General features: G+C 42.3%; 23 protein-coding genes. 8 read left to right on the forward strand and 15 right to left on the reverse strand.

All coding sequences use genetic code 11. The features are described from left to right. The first annotated feature begins 18 nt into the window (after positions 1-18). The gene (thiL, locus tag AC59IL_RS10685; RefSeq protein WP_496552111.1) at positions 19-1053 is read left to right on the forward strand and encodes a thiamine-phosphate kinase; all 1035 of its coding nucleotides are present in this window, start codon (positions 19-21) and stop codon (positions 1051-1053) included. Positions 1054-1064: 11 nt separating this feature from the next. Beyond that, positions 1065-2582 carry a S41 family peptidase gene (locus tag AC59IL_RS10690; protein ID WP_496552112.1) on the forward strand — a complete coding sequence of 506 codons (1518 nt, stop codon included), beginning with the start codon at positions 1065-1067 and terminating at the stop codon, positions 2580-2582. Here AC59IL_RS10690 and nagA read toward each other — a convergent pair. Both nagA and AC59IL_RS10700 read right to left on the reverse strand, forming a co-directional pair. Beyond that, a complete protein-coding gene (gene nagA / locus AC59IL_RS10695) occupies positions 2573-3670 on the reverse strand; it encodes an N-acetylglucosamine-6-phosphate deacetylase (protein ID WP_496552113.1) in 1098 nt (365 codons plus the stop codon). The genes AC59IL_RS10690 and nagA overlap by 10 nt on opposite strands. Positions 3671-3829: 159 nt before the next feature. Continuing rightward, positions 3830-4738 (reverse strand): nitrilase family protein, encoded by a 909-nt coding sequence (locus AC59IL_RS10700; RefSeq protein WP_496552114.1) that lies wholly within the window; start codon positions 4736-4738, stop codon positions 3830-3832. Between the two features lie 80 nt (positions 4739-4818). Here AC59IL_RS10700 and AC59IL_RS10705 point away from each other — a divergent pair, with 80 nt between their 5' ends. The 4 genes from AC59IL_RS10705 (at position 4819) to AC59IL_RS10720 (ending at position 6985) form a co-directional block, all read left to right on the forward strand. Beyond that, a complete protein-coding gene (locus AC59IL_RS10705; RefSeq protein ID WP_496552115.1) occupies positions 4819-5265 on the forward strand; it encodes a GNAT family N-acetyltransferase in 447 nt (148 codons plus the stop codon). A 28-nt stretch (positions 5266-5293) separates the two neighbouring features. Next, positions 5294-5749 carry a ribonuclease HI gene (locus AC59IL_RS10710; protein WP_496552504.1) on the forward strand — a complete coding sequence of 152 codons (456 nt, stop codon included), beginning with the start codon at positions 5294-5296 and terminating at the stop codon, positions 5747-5749. Positions 5750-5777: 28 nt separating this feature from the next. Beyond that, positions 5778-6254, forward strand: a complete 477-nt coding sequence (locus AC59IL_RS10715; protein ID WP_496552116.1) for a hypothetical protein — start codon at positions 5778-5780, stop codon at positions 6252-6254. Between the two features lie 212 nt (positions 6255-6466). After that, positions 6467-6985, forward strand: a complete 519-nt coding sequence (locus tag AC59IL_RS10720; RefSeq protein ID WP_496552117.1) for a GNAT family N-acetyltransferase — start codon at positions 6467-6469, stop codon at positions 6983-6985. 238 nt (positions 6986-7223) lie between these two features. Here AC59IL_RS10720 and AC59IL_RS10725 read toward each other — a convergent pair whose 3' ends face one another. The 10 genes from AC59IL_RS10725 to AC59IL_RS10770 form a co-directional block, all read right to left on the reverse strand. Continuing rightward, positions 7224-8114 carry a phosphatase PAP2 family protein gene (locus AC59IL_RS10725; protein WP_496552118.1) on the reverse strand — a complete coding sequence of 297 codons (891 nt, stop codon included), beginning with the start codon at positions 8112-8114 and terminating at the stop codon, positions 7224-7226. A 185-nt stretch (positions 8115-8299) separates the two neighbouring features. Continuing rightward, positions 8300-10957: an MGH1-like glycoside hydrolase domain-containing protein gene (locus tag AC59IL_RS10730; RefSeq protein WP_496552119.1), complete on the reverse strand. Its 2658-nt coding sequence runs from the start codon at positions 10955-10957 to the stop codon at positions 8300-8302. 395 nt (positions 10958-11352) lie between these two features. Further along, the gene (locus AC59IL_RS10735) at positions 11353-11523 is read right to left on the reverse strand and encodes a hypothetical protein (RefSeq protein ID WP_496552120.1); all 171 of its coding nucleotides are present in this window, start codon (positions 11521-11523) and stop codon (positions 11353-11355) included. Continuing rightward, positions 11514-11981, reverse strand: coding sequence for a DUF6934 family protein (locus AC59IL_RS10740; RefSeq protein ID WP_496552121.1), 468 nt, complete (start codon positions 11979-11981; stop codon positions 11514-11516). The genes AC59IL_RS10735 and AC59IL_RS10740 overlap by 10 nt, the downstream gene beginning before the upstream one ends. Positions 11982-12116: 135 nt before the next feature. Next, positions 12117-12881 carry a slipin family protein gene (locus tag AC59IL_RS10745; protein WP_496552122.1) on the reverse strand — a complete coding sequence of 255 codons (765 nt, stop codon included), beginning with the start codon at positions 12879-12881 and terminating at the stop codon, positions 12117-12119. Positions 12882-12892: 11 nt separating this feature from the next. After that, on the reverse strand, positions 12893-14185 hold the full coding sequence (locus tag AC59IL_RS10750; RefSeq protein WP_496552123.1) for an NfeD family protein: 1293 nt from the start codon (positions 14183-14185) through the stop codon (positions 12893-12895). Positions 14186-14420: 235 nt separating this feature from the next. Beyond that, a complete protein-coding gene (locus AC59IL_RS10755; protein ID WP_496552124.1) occupies positions 14421-15692 on the reverse strand; it encodes a chromate transporter in 1272 nt (423 codons plus the stop codon). 60 nt (positions 15693-15752) lie between these two features. Then, positions 15753-16643: a serine hydrolase gene (locus AC59IL_RS10760; protein WP_496552125.1), complete on the reverse strand. Its 891-nt coding sequence runs from the start codon at positions 16641-16643 to the stop codon at positions 15753-15755. 101 nt (positions 16644-16744) lie between these two features. Next, positions 16745-17317 (reverse strand): nicotinate (nicotinamide) nucleotide adenylyltransferase, encoded by a 573-nt coding sequence (nadD, locus tag AC59IL_RS10765; protein WP_496552126.1) that lies wholly within the window; start codon positions 17315-17317, stop codon positions 16745-16747. Positions 17318-19282: 1965 nt separating this feature from the next. Next, the gene (locus tag AC59IL_RS10770) at positions 19283-19516 is read right to left on the reverse strand and encodes a FeoA family protein (protein WP_496552127.1); all 234 of its coding nucleotides are present in this window, start codon (positions 19514-19516) and stop codon (positions 19283-19285) included. A gap of 60 nt (positions 19517-19576) precedes the next feature. Here AC59IL_RS10770 and ybeY point away from each other — a divergent pair, with 60 nt between their 5' ends. Together ybeY and mnmG are read left to right on the forward strand one after the other, a co-directional pair. Then, the gene (gene ybeY, locus AC59IL_RS10775; protein ID WP_496552128.1) at positions 19577-20023 is read left to right on the forward strand and encodes an rRNA maturation RNase YbeY; all 447 of its coding nucleotides are present in this window, start codon (positions 19577-19579) and stop codon (positions 20021-20023) included. Between the two features lie 1913 nt (positions 20024-21936). Then, positions 21937-23799: a tRNA uridine-5-carboxymethylaminomethyl(34) synthesis enzyme MnmG gene (gene mnmG, locus AC59IL_RS10780; protein WP_496552129.1), complete on the forward strand. Its 1863-nt coding sequence runs from the start codon at positions 21937-21939 to the stop codon at positions 23797-23799. A 297-nt stretch (positions 23800-24096) separates the two neighbouring features. On the opposite strand, the gene AC59IL_RS10785 is transcribed toward mnmG, so the two are convergent. From AC59IL_RS10785 to nadA, 3 genes are all read right to left on the reverse strand, one after another. Further along, on the reverse strand, positions 24097-24876 hold the full coding sequence (locus tag AC59IL_RS10785; RefSeq protein ID WP_496552130.1) for an NIPSNAP family protein: 780 nt from the start codon (positions 24874-24876) through the stop codon (positions 24097-24099). Positions 24877-24898: 22 nt separating this feature from the next. Then, on the reverse strand, positions 24899-25375 hold the full coding sequence (locus tag AC59IL_RS10790; protein WP_496552131.1) for a GAF domain-containing protein: 477 nt from the start codon (positions 25373-25375) through the stop codon (positions 24899-24901). Positions 25376-25618: 243 nt separating this feature from the next. Continuing rightward, positions 25619-26629 carry a quinolinate synthase NadA gene (gene nadA, locus AC59IL_RS10795; RefSeq protein ID WP_496552132.1) on the reverse strand — a complete coding sequence of 337 codons (1011 nt, stop codon included), beginning with the start codon at positions 26627-26629 and terminating at the stop codon, positions 25619-25621. Between the last annotated feature and the right edge of the window lie 342 nt (positions 26630-26971).

Below are 26971 nucleotides of genomic sequence, written 5' to 3' on the forward strand. Positions count from 1 at the left end.
AATACCATTATTAGCACCATGAGTGAAAGTAGAACAGAAATAAGTTCCCTCGGGGAATTTGGATTAATTGACCATCTCACCAGAAATATAGAATTGCAAAACGCATCGTCGGTTGTTGGCGTGGGCGATGATGCTGCGATAATTGATCATTTCGGTAAACAAACCGTTATCACCAGCGATTTGCTCATCGAGGGCATTCACTTTGATTTGATGTACACCCCCCTGAAGCACCTCGGCTATAAAAGCGTGGTGGTGAACCTCAGCGACATATACGCCATGAATGCCACCCCCACCCAAATTATAGTAAGTATAGGCATCAGTAACCGTTTTAGTGTTGAAGCCATCAGTGAATTTTACGAAGGCATTTATGCTGCCTGTGAAAAATATGGGGTCGACCTGGTTGGGGGCGATACCAGTTCTTCGCAAAAGGGATTCGTAATTTCTATTACCGCCATTGGCGAGGTATCGCCGGGTAAATATGTGCGCCGCAACACTGCCAAAAAAGGCGATCTTATTTGCTGCAGCGGCGATTTAGGGGCGGCTTATGTAGGATTGCTGTTCCTCGAACGCGAAAAGCAAATTTACATGGAACATCCTCAGGTTCAGCCCGATCTGGAAGGCGAAAGCTATGTGATCGGCCGCCTGTTGAAACCCGAGGCCCGGAAAGACATCATTGAATTTCTGGAAGAAAACACCATTGTGCCTACATCAATGATGGATATCAGCGACGGCCTCAGTTCCGAAATACTACACATTTGCCGTGATAGTGAGTTAGGCTGTTTGATATATGAAGAAAAAATACCCATTTCCGAAGAAATGCGCAAGGCGGCTTTCAAATTTGAAATAGACCCCACCGCCTGTGCTTTAAGCGGCGGCGAAGATTATGAATTACTGTTCACTATGTCACAATCAGATTACGAAAAGATCGTTTTAAATGAACAAATCAGCGTAATCGGTTATATGACAGATGCAGCGGAAGGGTTAAAAATAACTACCAAAGGCGGTCATGTATACCCCATTACGGCCCAAGGCTGGAATGCCTTTAAAAAATAAACCTGTGTAGTATGATGAAGCAGATTTTATGGTTTCTGTTTGCTGTAATTACCTATGCCCTTACCGGCTGTTCTGCTTCACGCCAGGCTTTTGACCCCCAACGCAAATACGCCCCCCAACAACTGCAACAGGATTACCAGGTTTTCAGGGGCGTTCTTGAAGAATCGCACCCAAGTCTGTATTGGTTTACACCTAAAGACAGCATGGATTATTTTTTCGATGAAGGCTACCGCCGCATTTCCGACTCGCTCACCGAACCGCAGTTCAGAAATGTTTTATCATATGTGATCAGCAAAATTCATTGCGGACATACCGCCATTAAATATTCAAAGCAATACAACAAGTACCTCGATACGGCTAAAATAAAATTGTTCCCACTGAGCCTTAAGGTGTGGGGCGATGATTCAATGGCCATCACAGGCAATCTGAACAGAAGAGATACAGTATTGAAATTCGGTACCATTGTTACGGCCATCGACGGATACCCTGCCCGCCAGCTCGCCGATACCCTTATGAATTTTATTTCGGGCGACGGCAACAGCATCAATGGCAAATACCAGTCGCTTAGCAACCGTGGTACATTTGGTACTTTATACCGCAACATTATTGGTATGAAAGACCAGGTTACCGTAACCTACCTCGATAGTACAGGCACTACCGCCTCAGTAACGGTACCTGTATACGATCCGGCAGCCGATACGGTAAAACAGCCGTCAGCAAAAGGCACTCCCGCAAAACCTGCCAAAGAACCAGTGCGCCGCCGGGTGTCACCGCTTATTGGCGCCCGCTATGTTCAAATCGATACCAGTTTGTCATCGGCTTACATGACCGTTCACACTTTTTCGCGCGGTAATAAGTTGCGGTCGTTTTTTCGCAAAGCCTTTCGCGAATTGCAACGCCGGCACATTCAATCGCTGGTGGTTGACGTGCGCACCAATGGTGGTGGCGATGCGGGAATTTCTACTATGTTAACCCGGTATTTAGCCAATAAAAAATTTAAACTGGCCGATTCGCTGTACGCTGTTCGCCGTAGCAGTCATTACAGTAAATACATAGAATGGCAGCCATTTTACTGGTCGCTGATGCAGTTTGTAACGCATAAAAAAGACGATGGAATGTATCACTTCGGTTATTTTGAACGGCATTACTTCCATCCCATAAAACGAAATCATTTTAACGGAGATATTTATATTGTAACCGGCGGCAACTCATTTTCGGCCACTACTTTATTTGTAAAAGTGTTACAGGGTCAAAGTAACGTAAAGGTTATTGGTGAAGAAACGGGCGGAGGCGCTTATGGCAATAGTGCCTGGATGATACCCGATGTTACGCTACCCAATACAAAAGTTCGTTTCAGATTGCCTAAGTTCAGGCTGGTGATGGACCCGTTGCTGGTAAAAGAAGGACGTGGTATTATTCCTGATATTATTGTAGCGCCTAATCGCGAAACCCTCAAACGGGGCATCGATCCAAAGGCCGCTGTTATTCGCCGGCTCATCATGCATAAAACAGGCGTTGCTCAACAATAAACCCGCTGCACGTCGAGGGCCTCATCAAACACTACAAAATTAGCCGGGTATCCTTTTTCGATTTTTCCCAATTGCTTATCTTTTAATAACTGCGCCGGATATTGCGATGCCATTCGCAACGCTTCTTCCAGCGCAATACCTGCATGAGCAACCGCATTTTTTACACATTGCATCATGGTAAGGGCTGAGCCCGACAAAGTGCCGTCGGGAAGAGAATATCTGTCGCCCCGGAACAGGTGCTGGTATTCGCCCGAAGTTGTTTCAGACACGGCATCTGTAATAAAGAACAATCGCTGCTGCAACAGTTTTTTGGCAATATGAACGGCAGCATAATCAACATGTATACCATCGCAAACAATACTGCTCAGCACGAACGGATGGTTCATAACGGCGCCAACCATTCCCGGTGCCCGGTGTTGTAAAGCCGACATGGCATTGAATAAATGAGTGGCAGCGGGAATGCCATTATTAAATGCCTGCAATGCCTGTTCGTATGTGGCGTTGGTGTGGCCTGCAGAAACAATTATATTATGTTGCTGTAACAATTTTATCACTTCATCAGCGCAAACCTCCGGCGCCAGCGTCATCATTTTAAAAACACCTTCGCCTTTTTGCAACAGCATCGAAACTTCCTGTATGGTTGGATTCTTTATACAATCTACCAAATGAGCTCCGCGTTTAACGGGGTTGATATAAGGTCCTTCAAGATGAACACCTAACAATCCTTTGCCTCCCTGTTGCTGGTATTCACGTGCAACATCGAACCCCTGTAAAAATTTTTCAATGGTGTTGGTGGCCAGGGTGATCATAAAATGGGTGCAGCCGCCGCTCAAACAATATTCGTATGTTGCTTTCAGCGATTCAACATTTAATTCGTGCGAGAACATTTTGCCATTGCCTCCATATATCTGCAGGTCAATAAAAGCAGGGGCTATGGTAAATCCTTTCAGATCTTCGATGTTGTACTTCGACGGAATAGCATCCGCTTCGGTAAGGCCAACGATAATGTCGTTGTCGGTTAATATCGCCTTATTTGTTTCAAAACCATTTCCCGTGAATATTTTCCCATTCGTATAGGCTGTAAACATGAATTTGATATTATAAGTGCACTTATTAAATCCCTGGTTTAAAGTTTTAATGCTGTCTGTTGCCGATCGTCATTTTTAAATTTGCCGTTTCCTCCCCGATTAGCCGGGATTGTTCGCCGTTTGCCGTTTCATCCCGCCTCAGCGGGACCGTTTGCTGTTTCACGTTATTATAAACTGGTCTGCATCTTTCAAAAATGGCAATTTATTGCGCGTTTCTTCAAGTGTATTTTTCTGCAGCGTTATGGTAAAAACATCTTCGTCGTGCGGTTTTGTATACAATACCGAACCCATGGCATCAACGATCATACTATCGCCGCTGTGATAAATATCATTCCCGTCTTTGCCAACCCGGTTTACGCCCACTACATAACACTGGTTTTCGATGGCCCGTGCCTGCAATAAAGTTTTCCAGGCATGGTTGCGGCGCTCGGGCCAGTTGGCTACATATATAAGCAAATCGTATTCGGGCGTTTGATCGGGGGGCGGGGCCGAAGTGCCGGCACTGAGCGAAGTCGAAGCCATGGGAGGTTGCATTTCATCATGCGAAGTTGATGCTTCGGGCAGCCCCATTGCATCGCTCAGCGCAGTTGAAGCAGGAATTTGTTGCTGCCTGCTCCAAACCGGAAAACGCAAATCGTAACAAACCAGCAAATTGATCTTCCATCCCTTAACAGAAGCGATCAGTCGTTTATTGCCGGGAGTGTAGTGCTGGTCTTCCTGCTCATATGCAAATAAATGCCGTTTATCGTAATAGCCGTATTGTCCGTTCGGCAACATCCACACCAGCCGGTTATAATAATTGCCTTCTTCTTCAATAATAACACTGCCGGTAATAATGATCCTTTTTTCAGCCGAGAGTTTTTTCATCCAGCTGATGGTGGGGCCATCCATGGTTTCGGCCAGTTTTTCGGGCTGCATGCTAAATCCGGTGCTGAACATTTCGGGCAGCACCACTACTTCTGTTCGCTGTTGTATGTTCCTGATTTTCTCATCGAACAGCTGAATATTAGCCGCTTTATCTTCCCAACGCAAACTGGTTTGTATGGTGGTAATAGTAAGTGTCGACATGATTTAATAAAGTATATCAAAGGTAATGATTGTGTGCGACTGCGCTCAGCGACGTACATTTGATTTATATTATACTTTCAATGACTGAAAAAAATGATATCACCATTCGTTCGGCAACCGAAAGTGATATTCCCTGGCTGTCGATATTAATGAATGATCTGGGATATGCTACAACCGAAGCCGATATGCGCAGGCGGTATGAATTGTTGAAAGCACATTCCGATTATTCAACCTGGGTGGCCGAATACAATAACCAGGTGGCAGGCATGATTGGATTGATCAAAAATATATATTACGAAAAGAATGGAATTTATATTCGGATAGCAGCGTCGGTGGTAAGTCCGGCACACAGAAAAAAAGGAATCGGGAAGGCGCTGATGCAAAAAGCCTCAGCATGGGCAATAGAAAAAGGGGCCGGGCAAATTGTTTTAAACAGCGGAAACAGGGAAGAACGAAAAATAGCACACAATTTTTATCTGCACCTCGGGTTTGAACCAAAAACTACCGGCTTTGTGAAACAGCTTTAAACTAAATCACCTGATTAACACAATTACTATATATACCGATGGAAGCTGCCACACACAGCACTGTGTAGGAAGCTGGGTAGCCATTGTATTAACCGGTACCGAAAAAATTGTACTGCGCGGTATATCAACAGAAACAACCCATCATGAAATGGAATTAATGGCCGTTATTAAAGCATTGGAATATGTATCTGTTCAGTATCCAACAGTTGCTTTGCAGATTTTTTCCGACAGCCAGTATGTAACCGGTTTACCGGCACGAAAACAAAAATTATTATCTGCCGGGTTTTCTGTAAAGAAAGGAAATCAGGTTCACCATGCCGAACTGATTAAAACTTTATTCCGTTTGCTCGACCAGCTTTCGGTAACCCTTATCAAAATTCCTTCGCACCAGAAAAGCACTGATGTCATCAATTATAACAAAGAGGCCGATATGTTATCGCGTAAACTGGTGCGCTCAGCAATAAAAAAACATCCCCACAAATAAAAGCTTACTGCCACCTATTTTTGTAAATATGAGAACGGCAACCATTCACGAACTTAAGCAGGAATTACTCAACTCCCCGGCAGCCGACATAGCAGAATTATGTTTGCGCCTGGCAAAATATAAAAAAGAGAATAAAGAGTTATTGACCTATCTGCTTTTTGAAGCGCACGACGAACAAGGTTATGTTGAATCGGTAAAAAAAGAAATAGATGAACAATTTGCTGAAATGAACCAAAGCAATTTGTATTACGCCAAAAAAACGCTGCGCAAAATTCTTCGCATCATTAATAAGCATATACGATATACCGGTTCCTCACAGGCAACGGTTCAGTTATTGATCCATTTTTGTAAAACATTGCGGGATTCAGGAATCCCTATTCAAAAAAACACGGTGATAGCAAACATGTACAAAAGCCAGCTGCAAAAAATTCATGCTACGTTAAAAACCCTTCATGAAGATCTGCAATACGATTTTTTGAAAGAGGTGAAAGCACTTGAACAATAATACCTCTGAATGCAATGGTGTGCCAACCACTTTGTTGCTCTTCATTTACCAACAGTTAACAAATCCTTTAGGCAACCCTATACAACTTTTGAGTGTAATTAGCTATCTTATATAAGAAGAATCCTGTGCCTGCGTCAGAAAGTCATTACGCATACTTATTATACGGGCACGTGGTTTGTAATTTGTATAGTAACTTATGTAATGCTTATCAAATGAACATTGAAATCCGGCCTGAAATACCGGCCGACATAGATGAAATTTATGAACTGAACAGAGTAGTTTTTGGACAGGACAATGAAGCCAAACTGGTTGATTTTGTACGTGGAGGTAATAATTTTATTCCCGAATTATCGCTGGTGGCCTTATCAGACGATAAAATCATCGGATATATTTTATTATCAAGGGTTACAATCACCAATGGAGAATACCGGCACCCAAGCCTGGGACTGGCGCCCATGATGGTTCATCCTGATTATCAAAGACGTGGTGTTGGCGCCAAACTCATCACGCATGGCTTACAAAAAGCATCCGATCTCGGTTTTACTTCTGTACTGGTTTTAGGGCACGAATATTATTTTCCAAAATTTGGATTTCTGCCCACCACCCGTTGGAATATCAGACCGCCATTTGATGTACCTGCCGAAGTTTTTATGGCCCTTGAACTCGTTCCTAATGCATTAAAATATGTATCAGGAATTGTTGAGTTCCCTGTTGAGCTCTCTGTTATTTAGGTTCGTTGCATGCGCAACCCCCGGTAGGGGTCCATGGATCTATGCGTCCCATCTTCGATGGGCGATATGGTATGCTTTTCCCCTCTCATTGGCTATTAAGTTTCTCGCAAAGGCGCCAAGGCGCTAAAAAGTTCGCTTAAATCATAATTATTATCGCAAGGAAATCGCTCCCGACTTCTCGTCGAGACAAATTTTGCGCCTTAGCGTATTGCGAGAACCCTTAACTCTTTCCCCTTTGTTATAATTTATATACAGCTAACAGCCCGGTCGATTGTCCGGTAAAAGGTAAAATGGTAAGATGAGGATTTTTGATCAGTCTGTTTCTGTGAAGACGCGGCACCAGCAATCCGGTTAAGGTACCCTGGGTTATTCCCAATAATAAATCAGAAGGAAAATGTTGTCCGCCCCGATGCCTTAAATAAGCAGTTGTACCCGTAGCCGCCGAGGCGATGGTATAAAAAACCCATTTGACTTTTGAATCAGGATGATAATCAGCATATACCTGTGCCATGAAAAAAGTAGATGTTGCCACAAGCGCCACATGCCCTGCATAAAATGAATTTTTGCCTCCGCCTCTTGTACGATAGTCTAATGGTGTTTCATCACTGTATACATATGGGCGATACCGGTTGGTAAAATAGGTTGAACCCGTATACAATAATCCGGTTACCGACATGGCTTCCAGGTACATGAAAGATAGTTTTGCAATGTCCTTCCGCATTTTGTTATCGAACAAAAACAACACGGGTAACGGCATCGATGCATAGAAGGGAATATAACTTATATCGTCAAGCTTCTTTGAATATGGGCGTATGGCCCAGCGATCGAAACCATTTATATTGTTCTTGTTTAATGCCAGGATGGCTTCTTCGTTTGATGGATCCTTGCTGTATATTTTTGTAAAAGCGTATAACGACCACCCTGTTCCGATAGCAGTTACCGGTATATCAACTGCAGGATTCAATTTATAAACCGGCTGGGCCATATCATTTATTGCGGGTTGTAATTCAACCGGCAAAGTATCGGCTTTTATTCTTGTATCGCTTTGTATACCGGCAGAATCGTTCTGGGCACATACAGTTGCGAACACAAAAAGGACAGCCGGGCATATTACACATAATTTCTTCATAGCTATACCTTTATGTATTGATCTCAATGTTGCTCAATACAATTGTGCAATGTTTGTGCCATGGGGGTAGTTGTGGAATTCAATCAATGTTGCCTCGAAACACTGAGGGTTATTTTCAAAAAAATTAAGGTGGGCCTCCCTTTAAAGGATGACCCACCTTAACGCTTTATAAAAACCCTCAGGGGTTATTCTTCAATTTTTTGAATCTCTTCTGATTCTTTAACCGGAGTATCTTTTTTTGATAACGCATACACCAGCTCGGCTACCAGTGCCGTCCAGCCGGTTTGATGACTGGCGCCCAAACCCATACCGGTTTCACCATGAAAATATTCGTAAAAAAGTACGAGATCAGCATTTTCATTACGTTGATAAAACCAGTTATACGGACCATGCGATGGCCGTTTGCCATGCTCGTTATTTTGGAATAAGCCAATCAGCCGGCGTGTTAACTCATCGGCTACCTGTTTCAGGTTCATTGTTATACCTGAACCGGTAGGGCATTCAACAATTAATTCATCGCCATAAAATTCTCCAAAATGCCTGATCGATTGTATAATGATGTAATTGATGGGCATCCACACAGGGCCACGCCAGTTTGAGTTTCCGCCAAACATGTCGGAGGTTGAATCGCCGGGTTCATATTCTATCTTATATTGTACGCCTCTTATAGTTACCGAATACGGATTTTTTTCATGGTATTTCGATAATGCGCGTATACCCCATGTCGATAGAAACTGTGTTTCATCCAACAAACGCTGCAACAAAAACACTACTCTTTCTTTAGGCACCAGCGATAATAAAATGGTTTTACCATCGCTTCGCTCTTCATTGGGCCAGAACTTACTATTTTTTTTGCGGTAGTTTTCGAACCAGGTGATCCGTTTTCTGAAATCATCCATTTTATCGAGAATACGTTTTTCGATGGTCGACACCGCAAACAAAGAAGTTAACCCAACAATGGAGAATATGCGTAAATGCAGCGGGGCCGCGCCGGCAATGGAAAGGGTATCATAAAAGAATTTATCTTCCTGATTCCACATACCCTGTTCATTCAATGCTTCGGCAATCATTACAAAATGTTCAAAAAACTTGGTGGCCGTATCTTCAAATGTTTGATCGTGCATTGAAATTTCCAACGCCATATCCATCATGTTCAGTGCATACATGCCCATCCAGCTGGTACCATCGGCCTGTTCCAGCTCCATATCATGATGTACCAGGTGGCTTCTGTTGAACACACCAATATTATCAAGCCCAAGGAACCCGCCCTGGAACATGTTATTACCGTTGGAGTCTTTACGATTGATCCACCATGTAAAATTGATGATCAGCTTTTGAAAAATTCGTTTTAAGAACGCGATATCGCCTTTGCCTGTTTGCTTTTTTTCGATGCGATACACTTCAAGCGCCGCCCATGCCTGCACAGGCGGATTAACATCACTGAAATTCCATTCATACGCCGGCAACTGGCCATCGGGCTTCATATACCATTCGCGCATGATTAAGGTAAGCTGATGCTTGGCAAACACAGGATCTACCATTGCCATGGGAATGCACTGAAAGGCCAGGTCCCAGGCCGCATACCAGGGATATTCCCATTTATCGGGCATGCAAATAATATCCTGGTTTTTAAGATGCTTCCAATCGTGGTTGCGACCTGTTAATCGCGATGGACTTACCGGCGTTATCTGATCGCTGGTGGTAAGCCAGCGTTCTACATCAAAATGATAATACTGTTTACTCCATAGCAAACCCGCCAATGCGCGTCGCTGAATTTTAGCCAGGCCGGGATTGATACCGCTAAGCACTTTTTCATAAAAGGCATCTGCTTCTTCCTTTCGCAGGGTAAAAATGTCTTCGAACCCATGATTAAAAGGAACATCCATCATTTTGTTGCTCAGCCGCAGGTAAATAGTTTCTGACCGACCAGCCTGTATGCGAAAGCGGTAAACGGGGGCAAATTTTGTCCCCGATTTTTTCTGACGCAGGGCTGTTAAGTTTTCGCCCTTTATTATTGCCCCATGAAATGCGTCTTTTGTAAAAGGCGACAAATTGGGTTTGCCATTTACTACTTCAAAATTCGTTTCATTTTCGGTGAACAGACAATCGCGCGGAGGCTGAAAATATAAATAATAAGTTCCTAACCGGTGGTGGGTGGCTTTTACCGAAGTTTTATCACGCCACGAAATAGATGGTTTTTTCTTCGAAGGATCGTGCATCCAGCGGTTGTAAAACCATAAAGTGGGCAATACGGTAATTTCGGCCGATTTACTGGCGCGGTTATGAATATTGATCTTTACACAAATATCGCGGGAGTTGTGTTTTGCATAGGTAATGTTTACGTCGAAATATTCATTGTTATTGAAGATGCCGGTATCGAGTAATTCGTATTCAGGCTCGTTGCGTGAGCGTTGCCTGTTTACCGCCAGCAAATCGTCGTAAGGGAATTTTTGCTGAGGGTATTTGTACAAATACTCCATGTAATAATGCGTGGGCAAATTGTCGAGGTAGTAATATAGTTCCTTTACATCTTCGCCATGGTTACCTTCATAATTACCCAGGCCAAAAAGCCGCTCTTTCAATATGGCATCTTTTCCATTCCACAGGCTTATGGCGAAACAAAGATTTTGAAAAAAATCAGAAATGCCGGCAATGCCATCCTCGCCCCAGCGATAGGCACGAAAGCGCGCCTGATCATGGGTAAAATAATTCCATGCATCGCTATTTGGACTATAATCTTCTCTAACAGTTCCCCATTGGCGTTCACTTAAATACGGTCCCCATTGTTCCAAAGGAATTTTCCTTGTGGAATTAACCGCAAGTCGTTGATGTTCTGCACTCATGTTCTGTGTTTCAACTTAATAAAATGGTTGCGCTGGCAAGCGACCGGCGGTAAGCATCAATTAATGGTTAATGGTACACGAATCCCTATTATGAAGTTACTGTTTAACAGCGACTTGATAAAATGATAGATGGGGAAATATGGAAGGAAATAATAAAACCCGAGAGAATGAAATCGTAAACAGGTGAAGATATTAACAGGACCCCGAATCCATTAATTTGACATTCTTAAGCAACTCATTTGCTTTTTTAAGCTTTTCCGGAATCAAAGTATCCTTTGCGGGAACTGTAGTTTTTATGACAATAACAGTCTGTTGTTTCATCAATTGTTTTGATGAAACTTTACGAGCTGATTTTTCTTTGCCATAACTCTATAAAAAATTAATACAATAGAATACTAACGATCCATCAGTTTGGCTTTTGCCAGAAATTCGTTTACTTTTTTTAGCTTTTCAGGGAACAACGTCTCTTCCGGAGGAAACTCAGTTTTAATGACAATAACAGTCTTTTGCTTCATCAATTTTTTTAATGAAGCTTTACGACCTGTTTTCTTCTTTATTATTGCCATATTGTAAATTTACTTAATCCTTTTTCCCCCAAAAAAAAGAAAGAAGAACCCTTCGGATCAAAAAGGATTTCCTTTGTTCCATTTTTGGTTTCAATTAATCCTGAGATAATAAACATTTTGCTAAATGTATGATAATAAGTCCTTATCATGCGGTTGTATAATTTAGTCCGCTCCAAAGTACTCCCTGTAAATGCGATTATTAATGATGGGTTTGTTTTGGTAAAATCTTGTAAAATATCAATTACTGCAGCAAAGATTTTAACTATATCTCCATTGTTTGATTTAACCTTATCATCTATTTCTTCATCAGGCAATAGATCCCCAAAACCTAAATTATAAATGTCTTTTTCAGATGTTGGGGTAAACTCAACGACCTTTACAATAGTCCTTTTACCCGAACTTATAAAATTATACCTGTTACCACTTTCCTTCTTATATATGTATGGCGAGCGGGACATTACTACAACGTTTTATTATCAGTTACTACTTCAATACCCTTTCATAACTAATTAAAACAAACAATTGTCCCTATCGTACTAATGTAACCGCAGAAATATTTTTAACTCCGTTGCCCCAAAAATCATAGCCATTCTTTACTTCCCCTCTTTATTCAAAAACGGCTTCAGCAAGTCAATCGGTACAGGGAAAATGGTAGTTGAATTATTTTCAGTAGCAATTTCCCGTAAAGTTTGTAAATAACGCAACGTGAGCGCACTGGGCTGATCGCTCAAAATTCTCGCTGCATCGGCCAGCCTTTGCGAGGCCTGGAATTCACCTTCGGCGGCAATTACTTTCGACCGGCGTTCGCGTTCTGCTTCGGCCTGTTTGGCCATCGCCCGCTGCATTTCCTGCGGCAGGTCAATTTGCTTTACTTCTACATTCGATACTTTAATGCCCCAGGGTTCGGTATGAGTGTCGATGATCTGCTGTAGTTTTTGATTGATCTTTTCGCGTTGCGAAAGCAGGTCGTCGAGCTCCGATTGCCCCAATACACTTCGTAACGTTGTTTGCGAAAACTGAGAGGTAGCCACAAGGTAATTTTCAACTTCTACAATGGCTTTTTGCGGTTGCATAACCCTGAAGTACACAACAGCATTTACTTTTATCGACACGTTATCTTCAGTAATGATATCCTGCGGCGGTACATCCATAACCACTGTGCGCAAACTCACTTTTACCATTTTATCAATTACGGGGATCAGCAAAATAAGACCGGGGCCGCGTACCGACATAACCCGTCCCAACCTGAAAACTACACCGCGCTCATATTCGCGCAGTATGCGAATGGCGCTCGATAATACAAATATCAAAAACAGAATTATCACAATGGCCGAAGCCGATATTGGTAATGTGTTCATAATAAATTGATTTATGTAGATGTAGATGGTTCGTTGTATGACTCAACCTGCAGGGTAAGATTCTGAAAGCCGGTTACAATCACTTTTTTCCCTTCGGCAATAAGACCAGTGGATGATATAGCCCTCCATATTTCTCCATGCATGCGAACTGTGCCGGCAGGATTCAGTTCACTAATTGCCTGACCAATTTCACCAATCATGGCTTCCAGTCCGGTAACAGGCTTGGCCCGTTGTGCTTTTATTCCCATGCCTACTACAAACAAAAAGAACAGGGAAGAAATGCCAACAGCCGTTATAATTACACTCCACGATAAGCTGGCAATCGACCAGGCCTGATTGGTTCTTATCAACATCATCGATCCCAGCAGCAACGAAATAACCCCTCCGATGGCCAGCAATCCATGACTAACTATTTTGATTTCGAGCAGAAACAGTATTATACCAAAAACGATCAGGGCAAGACCAGCATAATTTACCGGCAATGTATGCATGGTGTACAAAGCAAGAATGATACAAATACCTCCGATAATACCGGGGAAGATGGCGCCCGGACTATACAGCTCAAAAATGAGTCCGTATAAACCTAAAAGAAATAAAATATAGGCAACATTCGGGTCACTGAGAATATTCAGCATTTTTTCGCCCCACCCCATTTCAATTACTTCAACGCTTGCATTTTTTGTATGCAGCACAATTGGTCCCGTACTAACGGTAACTGTTTTACCATCTATATTTTTCAACAGCTCCTGTTCATTGGCAGCAATAAGATTGATGACATTATTTTCCAATGCTTCTTTTTCGGTTAGTGATACACTGTTGCGCACGGCCTGTGCGGCCCATTCAACATTGCGTTCGCGTTTGGCGGCGATGGAGCGAATGAAAGCCATGGCATCATTGGTTGCCTTTTCGCTCATAATGGTATCCATTTGGCCCTGAGTATTTACCGGGTGAGCGGCGCCGATATTGGTTCCCGGCGCCATGGCAGCAATATGGGCGGCCATAGTAATAAACACACCCGCCGATCCGGCATGCGCCCCGCCGGGCGATACATACACAATTATTGGTACATCCGATTCAAGTATATCGCTTACAATAACACGGGTACTTTTAAGTAACCCTCCGGGTGTGTTCAGATGAATAAGTAAACAGGTTGCTTTGTCGGTTTTTGCTTTTTCAATGGCGCGGTGAATAAAATCGGCAGTGGCAGGATTGATCGTTGCATCCAGATACAGCGAAAGTACTTTTTGCGCATACAAAGGCCATGGAGTAACGAGTAAAAGGATATATAATACTATGCGCCTCATATTAACTCAAATAGCTTTGCCATGCAGTTGCATGATATGTAATTTACTAAAAATGCATCGCAATAGCAATTTTAAAAATCGAGCCATATGGGAAAAGAAGCATAAGTAAGGTGGTATCGCCGTATAAGGCTATTTAATTATAAGACCGTTTACCGGCAGGGCAATAAAATAACAGTAAAGCATACACTAATTGATTATGCTGTTAACGCTACGGCGGAAACATTTTGGCAGGAAGTTACATGGTTGCCCGCCAAATCCATCCCAGTAAAAAACAGATCAATACTATACCCGGCGAAGGAATACGAGTGAAAGTAAGCAGCAGCCAGGTGCCAGCTATAACGGCGATGTTCAATAAACTAACGGAGTGAAAACCGATAACTGAAATATCGCGCATCATATAAATAGTGCCGGCCACCATAATGCCAACAACCACGGCATTGATGCCCTCCATGGCACGGTATACCACAACGTATCGTTGCAGGTTGTACCAGATGGGAAAAAAGAATAACACCAGCAGGGCGCTTGGTAAAAAAATAGCAATGGACCCAATCAGGCATCCCAGTATTTGCCAGCCGGTGCCTTTATCTTTCATGGCCATACCACCCATAAAAGAAGCAATGGAAAATACCGGTCCGGGTATGGCGCGCACGATACCGGCGCCGGTGTAAAAATCATTGCGGTCGATGCTGATTACATTCCCTTTTTTATTCAGGTTTTTTCTGATAACCGTTGGCGATTTGGGACGCTCAACATATTGCTCGTACATCATGGGAATGAGTACCTGTCCGCCGCCAAAGACCAGACTTCCGAAACGGTAGGTATTTTCAAAAAGGTTCAGCGGACGGCGATTGGGCCAGTCATTTTTACGGGCCAATTCACTCACGATACCGGCTACCAAAAATATAATGGCAAATAACCAGATGTTTCCCCATTTAATTTTTTTAACCGGTTGCGGTTTTTCAGGTATGCGTTTATCGCTCAGGTTGGTAACAAACCCACCAGCCAGTAACAACAGCGGCATTACCCAGGGCGACTTGAAAAGGAAATACGTTGCAATGGTACTTACTACCATTATTACACGGGTAATATTATTATGAATAGCTACTTTGAACGATTTGGTTGCAGCGAAGGCCAGAAAACCCACGGCCATGGGCTGAATGAATTTAAATATGCCATCGCTCATTGCCTTGCTATCGAAAAACTCCAGTAAGAACGAAAAGGCACCCATCAGAATACAAGCCGGGGCAATCCATATCATCAGCGTTAAAACAGCGAGGGGAACGCCGCCCCGTTTATATCCTATTAATGTGAGTACCTGTGTTGATGATGCGCCGGGTAACAACTGGCAAAAGGAATTATATTCAAGCAGCTCCTGTTCGGTTACATCATGGCGCTGGTGAACAAATGTTTTCATCACCATACCAAAATGGCCTTGCGGACCACCAAAGGCTGAAACACTATGAAAAAAAACAGCTTTTAAAAAAGGTATATGGCGAAGAAGGATCATTCACATACGTTCAAATATCAAAAAAGCACAAGTTAGGTATTGTGTAACATTTAAGACGATTTATAATGATGGTTTCCAGCGCGATCGTGGTTCAAAATAATTCCAGCATAATGCCGAAAGCCGCCGGGTGAGCGTCCATGCTTCATTTGCGTTATCCCAGCTTTGGTCCTGTATATTTTTTGTAGTTACTGAAAATATATAGGGATCATGTGGCGCCATCACCAGCAGAATTTCATTGCGCGATGCATTTACACATCCGTTTTTGGATGCAACAAAAATATACGGTGGAATTTCTGCGATCGCCTGTTCATCATTATAATTTCTTCCCAGTAATCTGATCATTTTTTCACTCGCCTTTTTACTGATCACTTCGCCCCGGTAAATCTTTTCCATTAGCTGGCCCATTTCGCGGGGAGTGGTTTGGGCCCATCCATATAGGTTCCGGTTTTCTTCACGGCCGGGTGTTCTTGAATTAACGCGTGTATACACCAGGCCCAGCGAATCGAGTAATTCATTGATGCGCGTACCGGTGCCTGCCAAACTTTGCAGCCACAAACTGGCAGTATTGTCGCTGGTGGTAAGCATGAGCATAATTACTTTATGCAAACCGATCTTTTCACCACTTTTGAAAGACCCCAGAATATCTTCACCGGCATATAGTAAGGAGTCCTTGTATTCGAGCTGCTGATGGTATTCCAGTTCGCCTTTTTCGAGTTTATCCTGAATACCGATCATGATTGGGATCTTAACCATACTGGCGGTTGGAAAAATGGTGTCGGCATTGATCATGGCCACTTTACCGGTGCGCAGGTTTTTAATATATACGCCAATATCACCACGAAACCCTTTTACCAGTTCCTGAATTTTTTGCTGTAGCCGGTGATCCGTTTTCTGAGCAAAAAGAACAGGGGAACTAAAGATAAGGAATAAGGATAATATATATGTTTTCATAATATGAAGATTGGGAACATTTACCTGCAGACCGGGTCGCCTCCTACGCAGTGAACAACGGATCGGCATTTCGCCAGCCCTTAATTACTAACATTGATGAATCAACGATAATACCCATTTCTTTCAATTTCCTCTGCAACCTTATCAGGCACCAGGTAGCGGATTGATTTCCCCTGTTTCACATTATTTCGTATATGTGTAGCCGATATCTGCAGCAGGGGCGCATCCATGATGGTGATTGATCCCTGTTTAAAATTATTGGTCACTTCGTGACCCGGGCGGCGGTACACATAAATGGGGCAGTGCTGCAAAATGAATTCATAATTCTTCCATTTGCTCAGATTTTCAAAACTGTCACTGCCCATTATGATGGCAAACTCGTGAGCCCGATATTTTTCATGCAAATAGGCGAGGGTGTTCACCGTATACGAAGGCTGCGGCAAACGAAACTCGATATCGCTTGCTTTTAATTTCGGCTCAGCTTCAACCGACAATTGCACCAGGTATAAGCGGTGATAGGCATTTAATAAACTGCCCGATTGCTTGAACGGATTTTGCGGCGACACAACAAACCACACCTGGTCAAGATCGGAGTGTTGCAACATGTAATTGGCAATGATCAAATGACCATGATGAATAGGATTGAAGGATCCAAAATATAGTCCGACTTTCATTGGTGTATAATTCCCTGTTTTTAAAGTTCCCCAATTTATTCTGTTGGTGATGACAATTTTTTTTGCAAAGAAACGGATTCAGATAGTTTGCGAACGCTGCTGCAGCAATAAATTACCAGCTTCGTAACATTTGTGAGATCCCCGAAAAGAGAACCTGCAAAAGTGAACTTCATTTTATAACAATACCGCTTTCTTTTTATTCAAATCATAACCAAAGGTTAGGACCGGATCTGCATCAATAAGGGTTGAAGGGTAGTGAAGATGTTTTGGAATATGTACAGGAAATCACCGAACTGCAATAGCAATTCGGTAAAACCGCTCCCGGTTTGCATATCGGTAACCAAATTTAATCATCCCGGGAGTGCCTGGCTATCGCATAATTTTTTAAAATAGAACAGAGAAATTTTTCAAGCTAACCCAGCTTTAACAGAGACATAACCCAGACCTTACCCAGACATCATGCAGGTAAAACCTCTTTATAAACTGTGTTTGCTCTTTGTTTGATCTGAATTTAAGTTCTGTCTGTCTGCAAAAAATAGTTGTTCTTACTGCCATTACCTGAGCAATTAGTACAATTGAGTTCGGTCGGTGTACCACCCAACTATTTGAAATCCCTTTTTCATACCGGGATAAACTTTTTATGAGATGATTTTTCTTTGATCGATTTGCCTTTAACTTTTATCTATCTGTCTAAAATATTTGATCATTCCGGTTTGAGCTGTTTAAGTAAGAATACCATCGACCGTTTGAAATAACTATCTCGCACCCGCAAGCACAGAAGACGTGGAGTTAAGTCAATTTTTCCTTTGCATTGTTTTGCCGACAGTAAAATTGGGTTTCGTTAACTACATTGATGGTTCTAATGATAAAACTGAAAAGTGAATGTTTCCACGCCTGGTCAATTCATTATTATCAGAAGAATAATTGGCGATGAAAGTAGATTGTACATGGCGGCCGGCAAAACAGGCGGTATCTTCTATCTTTATTGGCTCTAAGATTTAGTTTGGTCCGCCTTATTGCAGCGATGTCCTTTAATAAAGAGGCCGATTAAAAACAGGTTTCCAAATATCATGAATGCCGGGAGATGCCACTAATACCGGGGCGAATAAATCATCCAGGCATATACCTTGGAATCCCGGCTTTGTCGGAAAAGCTTTCAACCTTGCAAACCCTCTATTTTATCGGGAAAGCAAAAGTCACATATGGGATTTGCCTATTGGCGAATTAATTCGGTACTAATGCAAGTACAGGTTTTGTAACTCCAAAGTAATAGGTGAATTTGAAACAGGTCTTTAGTCAAACAGGTCATTTACATTTCATGCCTTGAGAAAAGCTGAATCAAAGAACAGGACCCGATAAATCGAAGAACCATTTAAACAGGAGAGTTACGAAGAAATTCAAACTTAGGGTTTAGTCCTGAAGAGTCATTTGCTTTGATCTCCCTTGGTAAAAGCTCATCACAGAATTGAGAAAAAGTTGAATCAACGAGGAGGGTCCAACAAACACTATTACCATTTAAACAGGAGAGTCGAACGAAGCACTTCAACCCTGGATTTTTATCCTGAGGGATCATTTGCTTTGACCTCTTCTGACCAACCAACTCATCACAGAATTTAGAAAAAGTTAAACCAACAAAGTGGATCGATTGAATCGGCTTTCATTTCAGCTCCTGGCAAAAGCTGAATCAAAGAAGTACGATGAAGCATAAATTTACCCTGCCCTAAAAGGGGCATTACATTTCACCCTTTGGCAAAATAGTTCATCACAAAATTGAGAAAAGCTGAATCAAAAAGTTAGTCTCCCTGATGCCATTTAGAAGTGGGCTGGAAAATTATAAGGACTGAGGATCATTTAAAACCCCGGAGAATGTTCCGGCAGGAGAAAGAATTGGCTTGTTTGGATAATCCTGATATGCTGTTTATCGGGGAGAAAAATAGGAGGGTTCACTAAAAAAACCGGAACTGATTATACCAGTTCCAGTTCTTCAACAAAGATGTTATCTGCCTCATTGAGTCGCAAACTAAGGTTATAGCCTGCCACCGTAATTGATATGGGATCGCCCAGGGGAGCAATCTGTTCAACCTTTACTAACTCGCCCGGCACACAGCCCATTTCCATAAGTTTTAAAAAGAGGTCATTATTCTCAAAAGAAAGTATCCGGGCAACTGTTCCTGCTTCTATTTCTGATAATCGTTTCATAATGCAATAGTCAACAAATGTAGCTTTGTATTATTTAATGACTGTTACGAATTTCGAAAAATGCAAAGAAAACCATCTCCCCTCGTTCAATTCCATTTTCTTGAGCCTGTTTCCTTTACCCAAAGAACCCTTGTAAAAGAGGTGATCCGGGATCTGTTTAAAAAGGAAAAGTCTTCATTGGAACAACTGCAATACATCTTCTGTTCAGATGAATACCTTTTACAGATCAACAAGCAGTACCTGCAACATGATTATTACACCGATATTATCACCTTCGACCTTTCTGAAAACTCAGGACCGGTAACGGGGGAAATTTACATAAGCATCGACCGGGTTAAAGACAATGCCCAAAGCTATAAGGTTCCTTTTAAGCAGGAGCTACTCAGGGTGATCTTCCATGGAGCCCTTCACCTTTGTGGTTATAAAGACAAGTCTGAAAAAGAAGAGGCGGCCATGCGAAAGGCTGAGGATAAATATCTACAGTATTTTTTATCAAGAGTTAAATAGTATGTTCCACGTGGAACTCTTTGAGAAACATAATCATGAGTTCCACGTGGAACATCCGGGCATGAAACAAGGGTAGGGAAGTATATTTAATGAATTTTGATCCCTGATATATCCACTTACTCTTTCATCCCGGAGGAACCAAAAGTCCTAAGCATTTTTATCCAGGCTCAGCCTTTAAACCCACGCGCTTCCCTCAGCTCTTTTCCCTATTTCTCTTTCTTATTTGATGTACGCTGATCATCTCTATCCAAAAAAGGAGTGTATTTACAGACCCTGTCTTTAGCTCATCTCCCTCCTTCATCTTTACTCATTTAATGGAGACTCGTGGTTCAACTCTATTACCTAAGGGGAATGTATTTAACAGACATATATGTTGCCCCAATTCTTCTTCAAACTCCTCCTTCTAATGTAATAGAGGCTCTGGCACAACCCATTTCCAGATGGTAGATGTATTATAGATTTACATGTTCTCCCTCTTTTTTCTTATTCTCACCCCTTCTGACTTAACTCTATTCCTAAAGAAAGATTAATAGCTCTAAGTCTTGCGCAAATTTGTTTCTATTCCTCCTTCTAATGTAATGGAGACACTGGCACAACTCATTTCCAGAGGGGAGATTTATTACAGATCTACATGTTCTCCCCGCATTCCTCGTATCCCTCCTGGCTTAATGGAAACTTCTGGTTTAACCCTATTACAAAACCGGAGTGTATATTGCCAGGCCTACACATTCTCCCAGTCCTTCTTCCTATGCCTCCTTTCTATTTAATGATACGCTAATTCAATCCCTTCCTTTAACACCTTTCCTTTCTGATTTTTGACTTCTCAAATGAGTCTAAGCTTTTTGGCTATTATGTATGCAAATAGCCCTATTCTTCCCCATCTCAAAAGGCCAATGCAATCAAAAGTTATCACAAGGATTATTTTTTCCCGGGAAGCTTGATAAGGGAGATGAAGGAAGAGCTTCAGGGAGGAGTTATTTGAAAAAGGATTGTAACATAAAGAGGAGGGGTAAGAATACTCCTGAGGAAGATTCCTGGTGAGAGTTTTAATGACACCATACCCTTGTTCTTCTTTACTCTAACTGGTGTTCCTCGTTCTGAAATAGAACACAACCTTAGATTATCCCTTTTCATATTCATCGACCCTTTTCCTAATATTTCACTGGCTAGATTATTCTTTATAATCTCATTCTACAGTCATTACGAATCTCCCAAAATTCATTTTGTCTTACCACTCCCTAAAAAATCCGGGTCCGATCCTTAACCTTACGCATCCCTTTGCCTTAATAATACCCCCTCTTCCCTGATAAAGAAATACTCAAGCCAGGGCTGTGCAATTTTCAGCGCATCAATTTCACCAAACTTAAGCGCACTTTCAACCAGCTCAAATGCGCCCGGCGTAAAGCCTGCCTGAAAAATGGAGCTAACTCTCCTGCATTTTCGAGCAATGTAAAGGGAGCCAACCTCAGCAGATCCTATTTCGGCAATAGGAATAGGCGATCAGCGGATCGATTTTCTGAACGAAAAGCAAATGGTGGCTTTCTTAAACCGGCATGTTGACTTTCTTTTTCAGTTCAATCACCTTCCTTTGCCGTTTTACAGAAAGTATCCGGTAAAGCATCCTGCGGATATATTGGCTTTGAATCGTTAATTCAAAGCAGACTTTGTATAGGATAGAAGTAATGGGTAATCAAAAGTAGAAGGGAGCAAGCTTGTTATTCTGACTGAGATTTTTACAGAAAAGACTTTATTCTATTAGAGAGTGGGAGACTTTCCTGTAAATAAAAGGAAAGGGAAATTTATAGATTGTTTCAATATTACCCACTAATCTCCTTTTCGCATTCCCTCTTCAACCTCCCAGCCTATTTATTTCTCTTCTCCTCTTTGAAACCCTTAGTGTAATTTTGCATCTTATGTTTCCACAATACGATATCATAGTAGTAGGGGCGGGTCATGCAGGTTGTGAAGCCGCCGCGGCAGCAGCTAACCTGGGTTCTAAAGTTTTATTGGTGACCATGAATATGCAAACCATTGCTCAAATGAGCTGTAACCCGGCCATGGGTGGAATCGCCAAAGGCCAGATTGTTCGTGAAATTGATGCCATGGGTGGTTATTCTGGTATTGTTACCGATATAAGTATGATCCAGTTTCGTATGCTGAACCGTTCAAAAGGTCCGGCTATGTGGAGCCCCCGCGCGCAAAACGACAGAATGTTGTTCGCAGCTACCTGGAGAGAAATGCTGGAGAAAACTCCTAATGTTGATTTTTACCAGGATATGGTAAGGTCACTGATCATAAAAGATAACCGGGCCTGCGGCGTAGTTACCGGGTTAGGACATGAAATTCATTCCAAAGCAGTGGTTATAACCAGCGGTACCTTTTTAAATGGTATCATTCATATTGGTGAAAAGCAATTCGGTGGTGGTAGGGTAGCAGAAAAAGCGGCTACAGGTATTACTGAACAACTCGTGGAACTGGGGTTTGAAAGCGACCGCCTGAAAACAGGTACTCCTCCCCGTATTGATGGACGTAGTTTAGACTACACCAAAATGGAAGAGCAGAAAGGCGATGACGAAATGGTAGGCTTTTCTTTCTCCGAAACTAAAAAACCTGCCGAACAACGTAGCTGCTGGATTACTTACACCAGTCAGAAAGTGCACGATATTTTAAAAACCGGGTTCGACAGAAGTCCCATGTTTGCCGGCCGAATTGAAGGTATCGGTCCTCGTTACTGCCCAAGCATAGAAGATAAAATCAATCGCTTTGCGGAAAGAGAAAGACATCAGCTTTTCATTGAACCCGAAGGCTGGAATACTGTCGAGATTTATGTAAATGGTTTCTCTACTTCTTTGCCTGAAGAAGTTCAATTTGCTGCGCTCAAACAAGTAGCGGGTTTTGAAAACGTTCGGGTGTTCCGTCCGGGTTATGCTATCGAGTACGACTATTTTCCGCCAACTCAGTTAAAACATTCACTCGAAACCCGACTGATCGATAATCTGTTCTTTGCCGGTCAAATTAATGGAACTACCGGTTACGAAGAAGCAGCCTGCCAGGGATTAATGGCCGGCATCAATGCCCATCAAAAAGCAAAAGAACTGGAACCGGTTATTTTAAAAAGAAGTGATGCTTACATCGGTGTTTTGATCGACGATCTGATCAGCAAAGGAACCGAAGAACCCTACCGCATGTTTACCAGTCGCGCTGAATTCAGAACAATTCTTCGTCAGGATAATGCCGACCTGCGATTAACCGAATTAAGTTATCGCCTCGGTCTTGCATCGCAGGAACGAATGGATAAAGTGATTGAGAAAAGAGACGGCGTTGAAAAAATTAAAAACATTCTGAAAGAAATATCGCTAGAGCCTTCAGAAGCTGATGCATTTCTGGCTGAAAATAATTCTGCCCCATTACCTCAAAAACAAAAAGCTGTTCAGGTATTATTAAGACCAAACATCAGTCTGGAAGCTATGATCAACGGGCTGCCAAAAATTAAAGAAGTATTAAATGGTTTTTCTTCAGAAGTAATTGAGCAGGCCGATATTCAGATCAAGTACAACGTATACATCGAAAAGGAGAAAGAGCTGGTAAAACGAATGAATCAGTTAGAAGATCTGATGATACCCGAAAATTTCGATTACGATAGAATTGTTTCACTGTCGAATGAAGCCATGCAAAAGTTCAAAAAAATAAAACCGCGAACATTGGGTCAGGCAAGCAGGATCAGTGGAGTGAATCCAAGTGATGTACAGATTCTTATGGTATATATGGGAAGATAATGGTTTACCTCGCGAGGTTAGTTGAACTCCTTTTTTGTTTCCAGCCAGCTATGATCTCGGCTATACTTGGGTTCGTAGCTGGTTTTGCATTTCTTTTTAATACTTTTAATTTGAACAACACGTCTATAAGACCTAAAAGAAACCAAAGAAACTCAAGCAGAGCCATAAGTATAAATTGATAAATCAATTTACTGCTTTTCGCATAAGTATGCAAAAAGGGAATGCTAATGTAAAGTGAAGTTTTCTTTTTATTGTTCTATCATCCACAATAAACTGAAAACCAATAATTTAAGTGCACTATACCTGCGAATAGGGGAGTGGTTCCAAAAATACCCTTCGTATATTCGAAACCGTGTTAGCATATTGCGGTTCAGCCGAAACCCGCTTCCAGTCTGCATCTGCACCAAATGCAGCCCAGTTTTTTTCCCTCTCTTCCATGTCTTTAAAGGTAACCATATACGTTAGACAAGGCAGATTGGGTCCTGCTATAGCTTCACCAAAAAATACAGGATTAAGTTTGGTGCGGTTAAAAATGGTGAACTCCTCTTCATTAAACATTTTAATCTTTCGGCGTACTGCATCTTCACTGAACCCTTCATAAGTTCTCAATTCAAAGATCCGTTGTTCTTTGGCAGGAACTTTTAATGCGGGCATTCCGTCGAACGCAATTAATAAAGAAGTATTCACCCGATTGTAAACCGGCTTGTCGGCCGGAATGGCTTGCCAGGCAGCGCCGCTTTTTTTAAACTCTTCGTCGGCCTTCACTTTTGAATTTACAGGGATATAATCTTCAAAAGATGGATAGACGATCAGTAAGTAAATTTTTGCAGGCTCCGACTTTCCTGATTCTTTGAAAACGCCAACCGATTTAACCCCATATTTATTGAGTGCCGGAATCAGGGATTTTTCCAGATACTCATGCAGGGGATTTTGACTGCTTCCAAAATGAATTTCATATTCACGAAACTCATACAATTCTTTTTGAGCGACTTTACCGGTAGCTCCATTCGCCAGCTGACCTGCGGCCAGGGCCGATGTAGCGATTGCAGCTCCCTGAATAAAATTTCTCCTTTTCATACGACAGGCAAATAGAAATGGTTTATTCGAATACAATCAGATTAACTATTTCCTCAAGATATTTTTTATCTGTTTCATCAAACTCCGACAGGCTTTCACTATCCACATCAAGAACAGCCAACACATTTTTATTGCGGATGATGGGTACAACAATTTCAGACCGCGACTTACTGCTGCAGGCAATATGTCCCGGGAATTGTTCAACATCGGGAACCACTATGGTTTCGGCCTTTTCCCAACTGGTTCCACAAACCCCTTTTCCTTTTTTGATGCGTGTACAGGCAACCGGTCCCTGAAACGGTGCCAGTACCAGCTGGTTTTCTTTGACCAGGTAAAAACCTACCCACAACCAGCCGAACTGTTCTTTAAGCGCTGCGACTATGTTAGCCAGATTGGCGATAAGATCCGGTTCCCCATCGACCAATCCTTGAATTTGAGGAATAATTGCCTGATACTGTTCTTCTTTCGTTCCCTGTGCTATACTCAAATCTTCCGCCATGGGGCAAATATAGTTTTCGTTAAAGATTCAAAAATCCACCTGTTCACTAAAACAGCTTCACTAACAGCCTTTGTTACGAAGTAGGGGTTTATCACCAGGTTATCCACAGTTTTGCCTTGTTAATTGACATTCATCCCTAAATTCATTCACATTGAATTTCAGGTTCCCAGTTTCAAATTGGCAGTTTTCAACGCCAACCGCTAACTTCCAATGGTCACCAACCCATTGAATTTAAACTTTTTATCATAATCCAAACTTCGCACTGATCTCCAGCATTCGGTCAATTGGCTTTTTGCCTGCCTTTCGCAATTCTTCATCCATTGTGATTTCCGGTGTTTCGTATTCCATGCACAGATACAGCTTTTCGAGCGTATTCAGTTTCATGTGTGGACAATCATTGCAGGCGCAGCTGTTATTGGGCGGAGCAGGAATAAAAGTTTTATGCGGCGAGGCCTTTTGCATCTGGTGCAAAATTCCTGTTTCAGTGGCCACGATGTACTCCATGGCATCGTCCTTTTGCGTGTAATTCAGCAGGCCTGTGGTGGATCCGATATAATCAGCCATTTTCAGAACCGGCTCTTCGCATTCAGGATGTGCAATGAATTTTGCTTTGGGGTGCCGCACTTTCAGCTTCGTGATTTTTTCAAGACTGAATATTTCATGAACCATACAGGCTCCGTTCCATAGCACCATATCCCGACCGGTTTTCTTCACCAGATAGGCACCAAGGTTTCGATCAGGTGCAAAAATGATCGGCTGATCGGGAGGTACACTTTGCACAATCTTTTCGGCATTGCTCGATGTGCAGATGATATCGCTCAGTGCTTTTATTTCAGCAGTGCAGTTGATGTAGGAAATTACGATATGACCCGGATGCTTTTCTTTGAATTTTTTAAACAGATTGGCCGGCGCACTATCGGCCAGCGAGCAGCCGGCTTTCAGATCGGGCAGCAGCACTTTTTTGTTCGGGTTCAGAATTTTGGCAGTTTCGGCCATGAAATGCACGCCGGCGAAAACGATGATATCGGCCTTTGTTTTTTCGGCCTGCTGCGCCAGCCCCAGGCTATCCCCGATGTAATCGGCCACATCCTGAATATCGGGCTCCTGGTAATAGTGCGCGAGCAAAATCGCATTTTTTTCTTTTTTCAATCTTTCAATTTCGTGAAACAGGTCGAGCGTGGGGTCAACGTCGATGTCGAGGAACCCGGCCAGTTTCACATTTTCCTTCGCCGCGGCGAGGTGGATATCTTCCATAGTATTTATATTAATTCTATTATTTTATAAATAAACTACTATTATTACGGCTGTGGATTCGTGGATAAAATACAGTCCTGGAAATTTGGTAAAGTTACAACAACCTGGTTATCCACGCTTTTCCACTTTCTTTCAACATCTAACAATTATGTTGTGGCGCTGGTTTTGGACGTTTATCCACTTCGGTGGAATAAAAAGGGCCGGGATAAAATGTTTGTTAAGGGAATATAAACTCTATGTTAACGGAGTTTGAATAACTAAGGGTTTTTATACATCACCCGGTAAATAAAACCCCTGCACCAAACTTATGTTCCATCTATCCACCAAAACTGATGTGTAAAA

This window comes from Niastella sp. sgz303648 (genome assembly GCF_059587045.1).

Bases quoted from the DNA above. Each gene is read 5' to 3' on its own strand.
- nadA (WP_496552132.1), bottom strand. From the start codon at position 26,629: ATGGAAGATATCCACCTCGCCGCGGCGAAGGAAAATGTGAAACTGGCC.
- AC59IL_RS10755 (WP_496552124.1), bottom strand. From the start codon at position 15,692: ATGATCCTTCTTCGCCATATACCTTTTTTAAAAGCTGTTTTTTTTCAT.
- AC59IL_RS10740 (WP_496552121.1), bottom strand. From the start codon at position 11,981: ATGTCCCGCTCGCCATACATATATAAGAAGGAAAGTGGTAACAGGTAT.
- AC59IL_RS10785 (WP_496552130.1), bottom strand. From the start codon at position 24,876: ATGAAAAGGAGAAATTTTATTCAGGGAGCTGCAATCGCTACATCGGCC.
- AC59IL_RS10720 (WP_496552117.1), top strand. From the start codon at position 6,467: ATGAACATTGAAATCCGGCCTGAAATACCGGCCGACATAGATGAAATT.
- AC59IL_RS10690 (WP_496552112.1), top strand. From the start codon at position 1,065: ATGATGAAGCAGATTTTATGGTTTCTGTTTGCTGTAATTACCTATGCC.
- AC59IL_RS10745 (WP_496552122.1), bottom strand. From the start codon at position 12,881: ATGAACACATTACCAATATCGGCTTCGGCCATTGTGATAATTCTGTTT.
- thiL (WP_496552111.1), top strand. From the start codon at position 19: ATGAGTGAAAGTAGAACAGAAATAAGTTCCCTCGGGGAATTTGGATTA.
- AC59IL_RS10790 (WP_496552131.1), bottom strand. From the start codon at position 25,375: ATGGCGGAAGATTTGAGTATAGCACAGGGAACGAAAGAAGAACAGTAT.
- AC59IL_RS10770 (WP_496552127.1), bottom strand. From the start codon at position 19,516: ATGAAACGATTATCAGAAATAGAAGCAGGAACAGTTGCCCGGATACTT.
- AC59IL_RS10760 (WP_496552125.1), bottom strand. From the start codon at position 16,643: ATGAAAACATATATATTATCCTTATTCCTTATCTTTAGTTCCCCTGTT.
- nagA (WP_496552113.1), bottom strand. From the start codon at position 3,670: ATGTTTACAGCCTATACGAATGGGAAAATATTCACGGGAAATGGTTTT.
- AC59IL_RS10750 (WP_496552123.1), bottom strand. From the start codon at position 14,185: ATGAGGCGCATAGTATTATATATCCTTTTACTCGTTACTCCATGGCCT.
- AC59IL_RS10705 (WP_496552115.1), top strand. From the start codon at position 4,819: ATGACTGAAAAAAATGATATCACCATTCGTTCGGCAACCGAAAGTGAT.
- AC59IL_RS10735 (WP_496552120.1), bottom strand. From the start codon at position 11,523: ATGGCAATAATAAAGAAGAAAACAGGTCGTAAAGCTTCATTAAAAAAA.
- mnmG (WP_496552129.1), top strand. From the start codon at position 21,937: ATGTTTCCACAATACGATATCATAGTAGTAGGGGCGGGTCATGCAGGT.
- nadD (WP_496552126.1), bottom strand. From the start codon at position 17,317: ATGAAAGTCGGACTATATTTTGGATCCTTCAATCCTATTCATCATGGT.
- AC59IL_RS10715 (WP_496552116.1), top strand. From the start codon at position 5,778: ATGAGAACGGCAACCATTCACGAACTTAAGCAGGAATTACTCAACTCC.
- ybeY (WP_496552128.1), top strand. From the start codon at position 19,577: ATGCAAAGAAAACCATCTCCCCTCGTTCAATTCCATTTTCTTGAGCCT.
- AC59IL_RS10730 (WP_496552119.1), bottom strand. From the start codon at position 10,957: ATGAGTGCAGAACATCAACGACTTGCGGTTAATTCCACAAGGAAAATT.
- AC59IL_RS10725 (WP_496552118.1), bottom strand. From the start codon at position 8,114: ATGAAGAAATTATGTGTAATATGCCCGGCTGTCCTTTTTGTGTTCGCA.
- AC59IL_RS10700 (WP_496552114.1), bottom strand. From the start codon at position 4,738: ATGTCGACACTTACTATTACCACCATACAAACCAGTTTGCGTTGGGAA.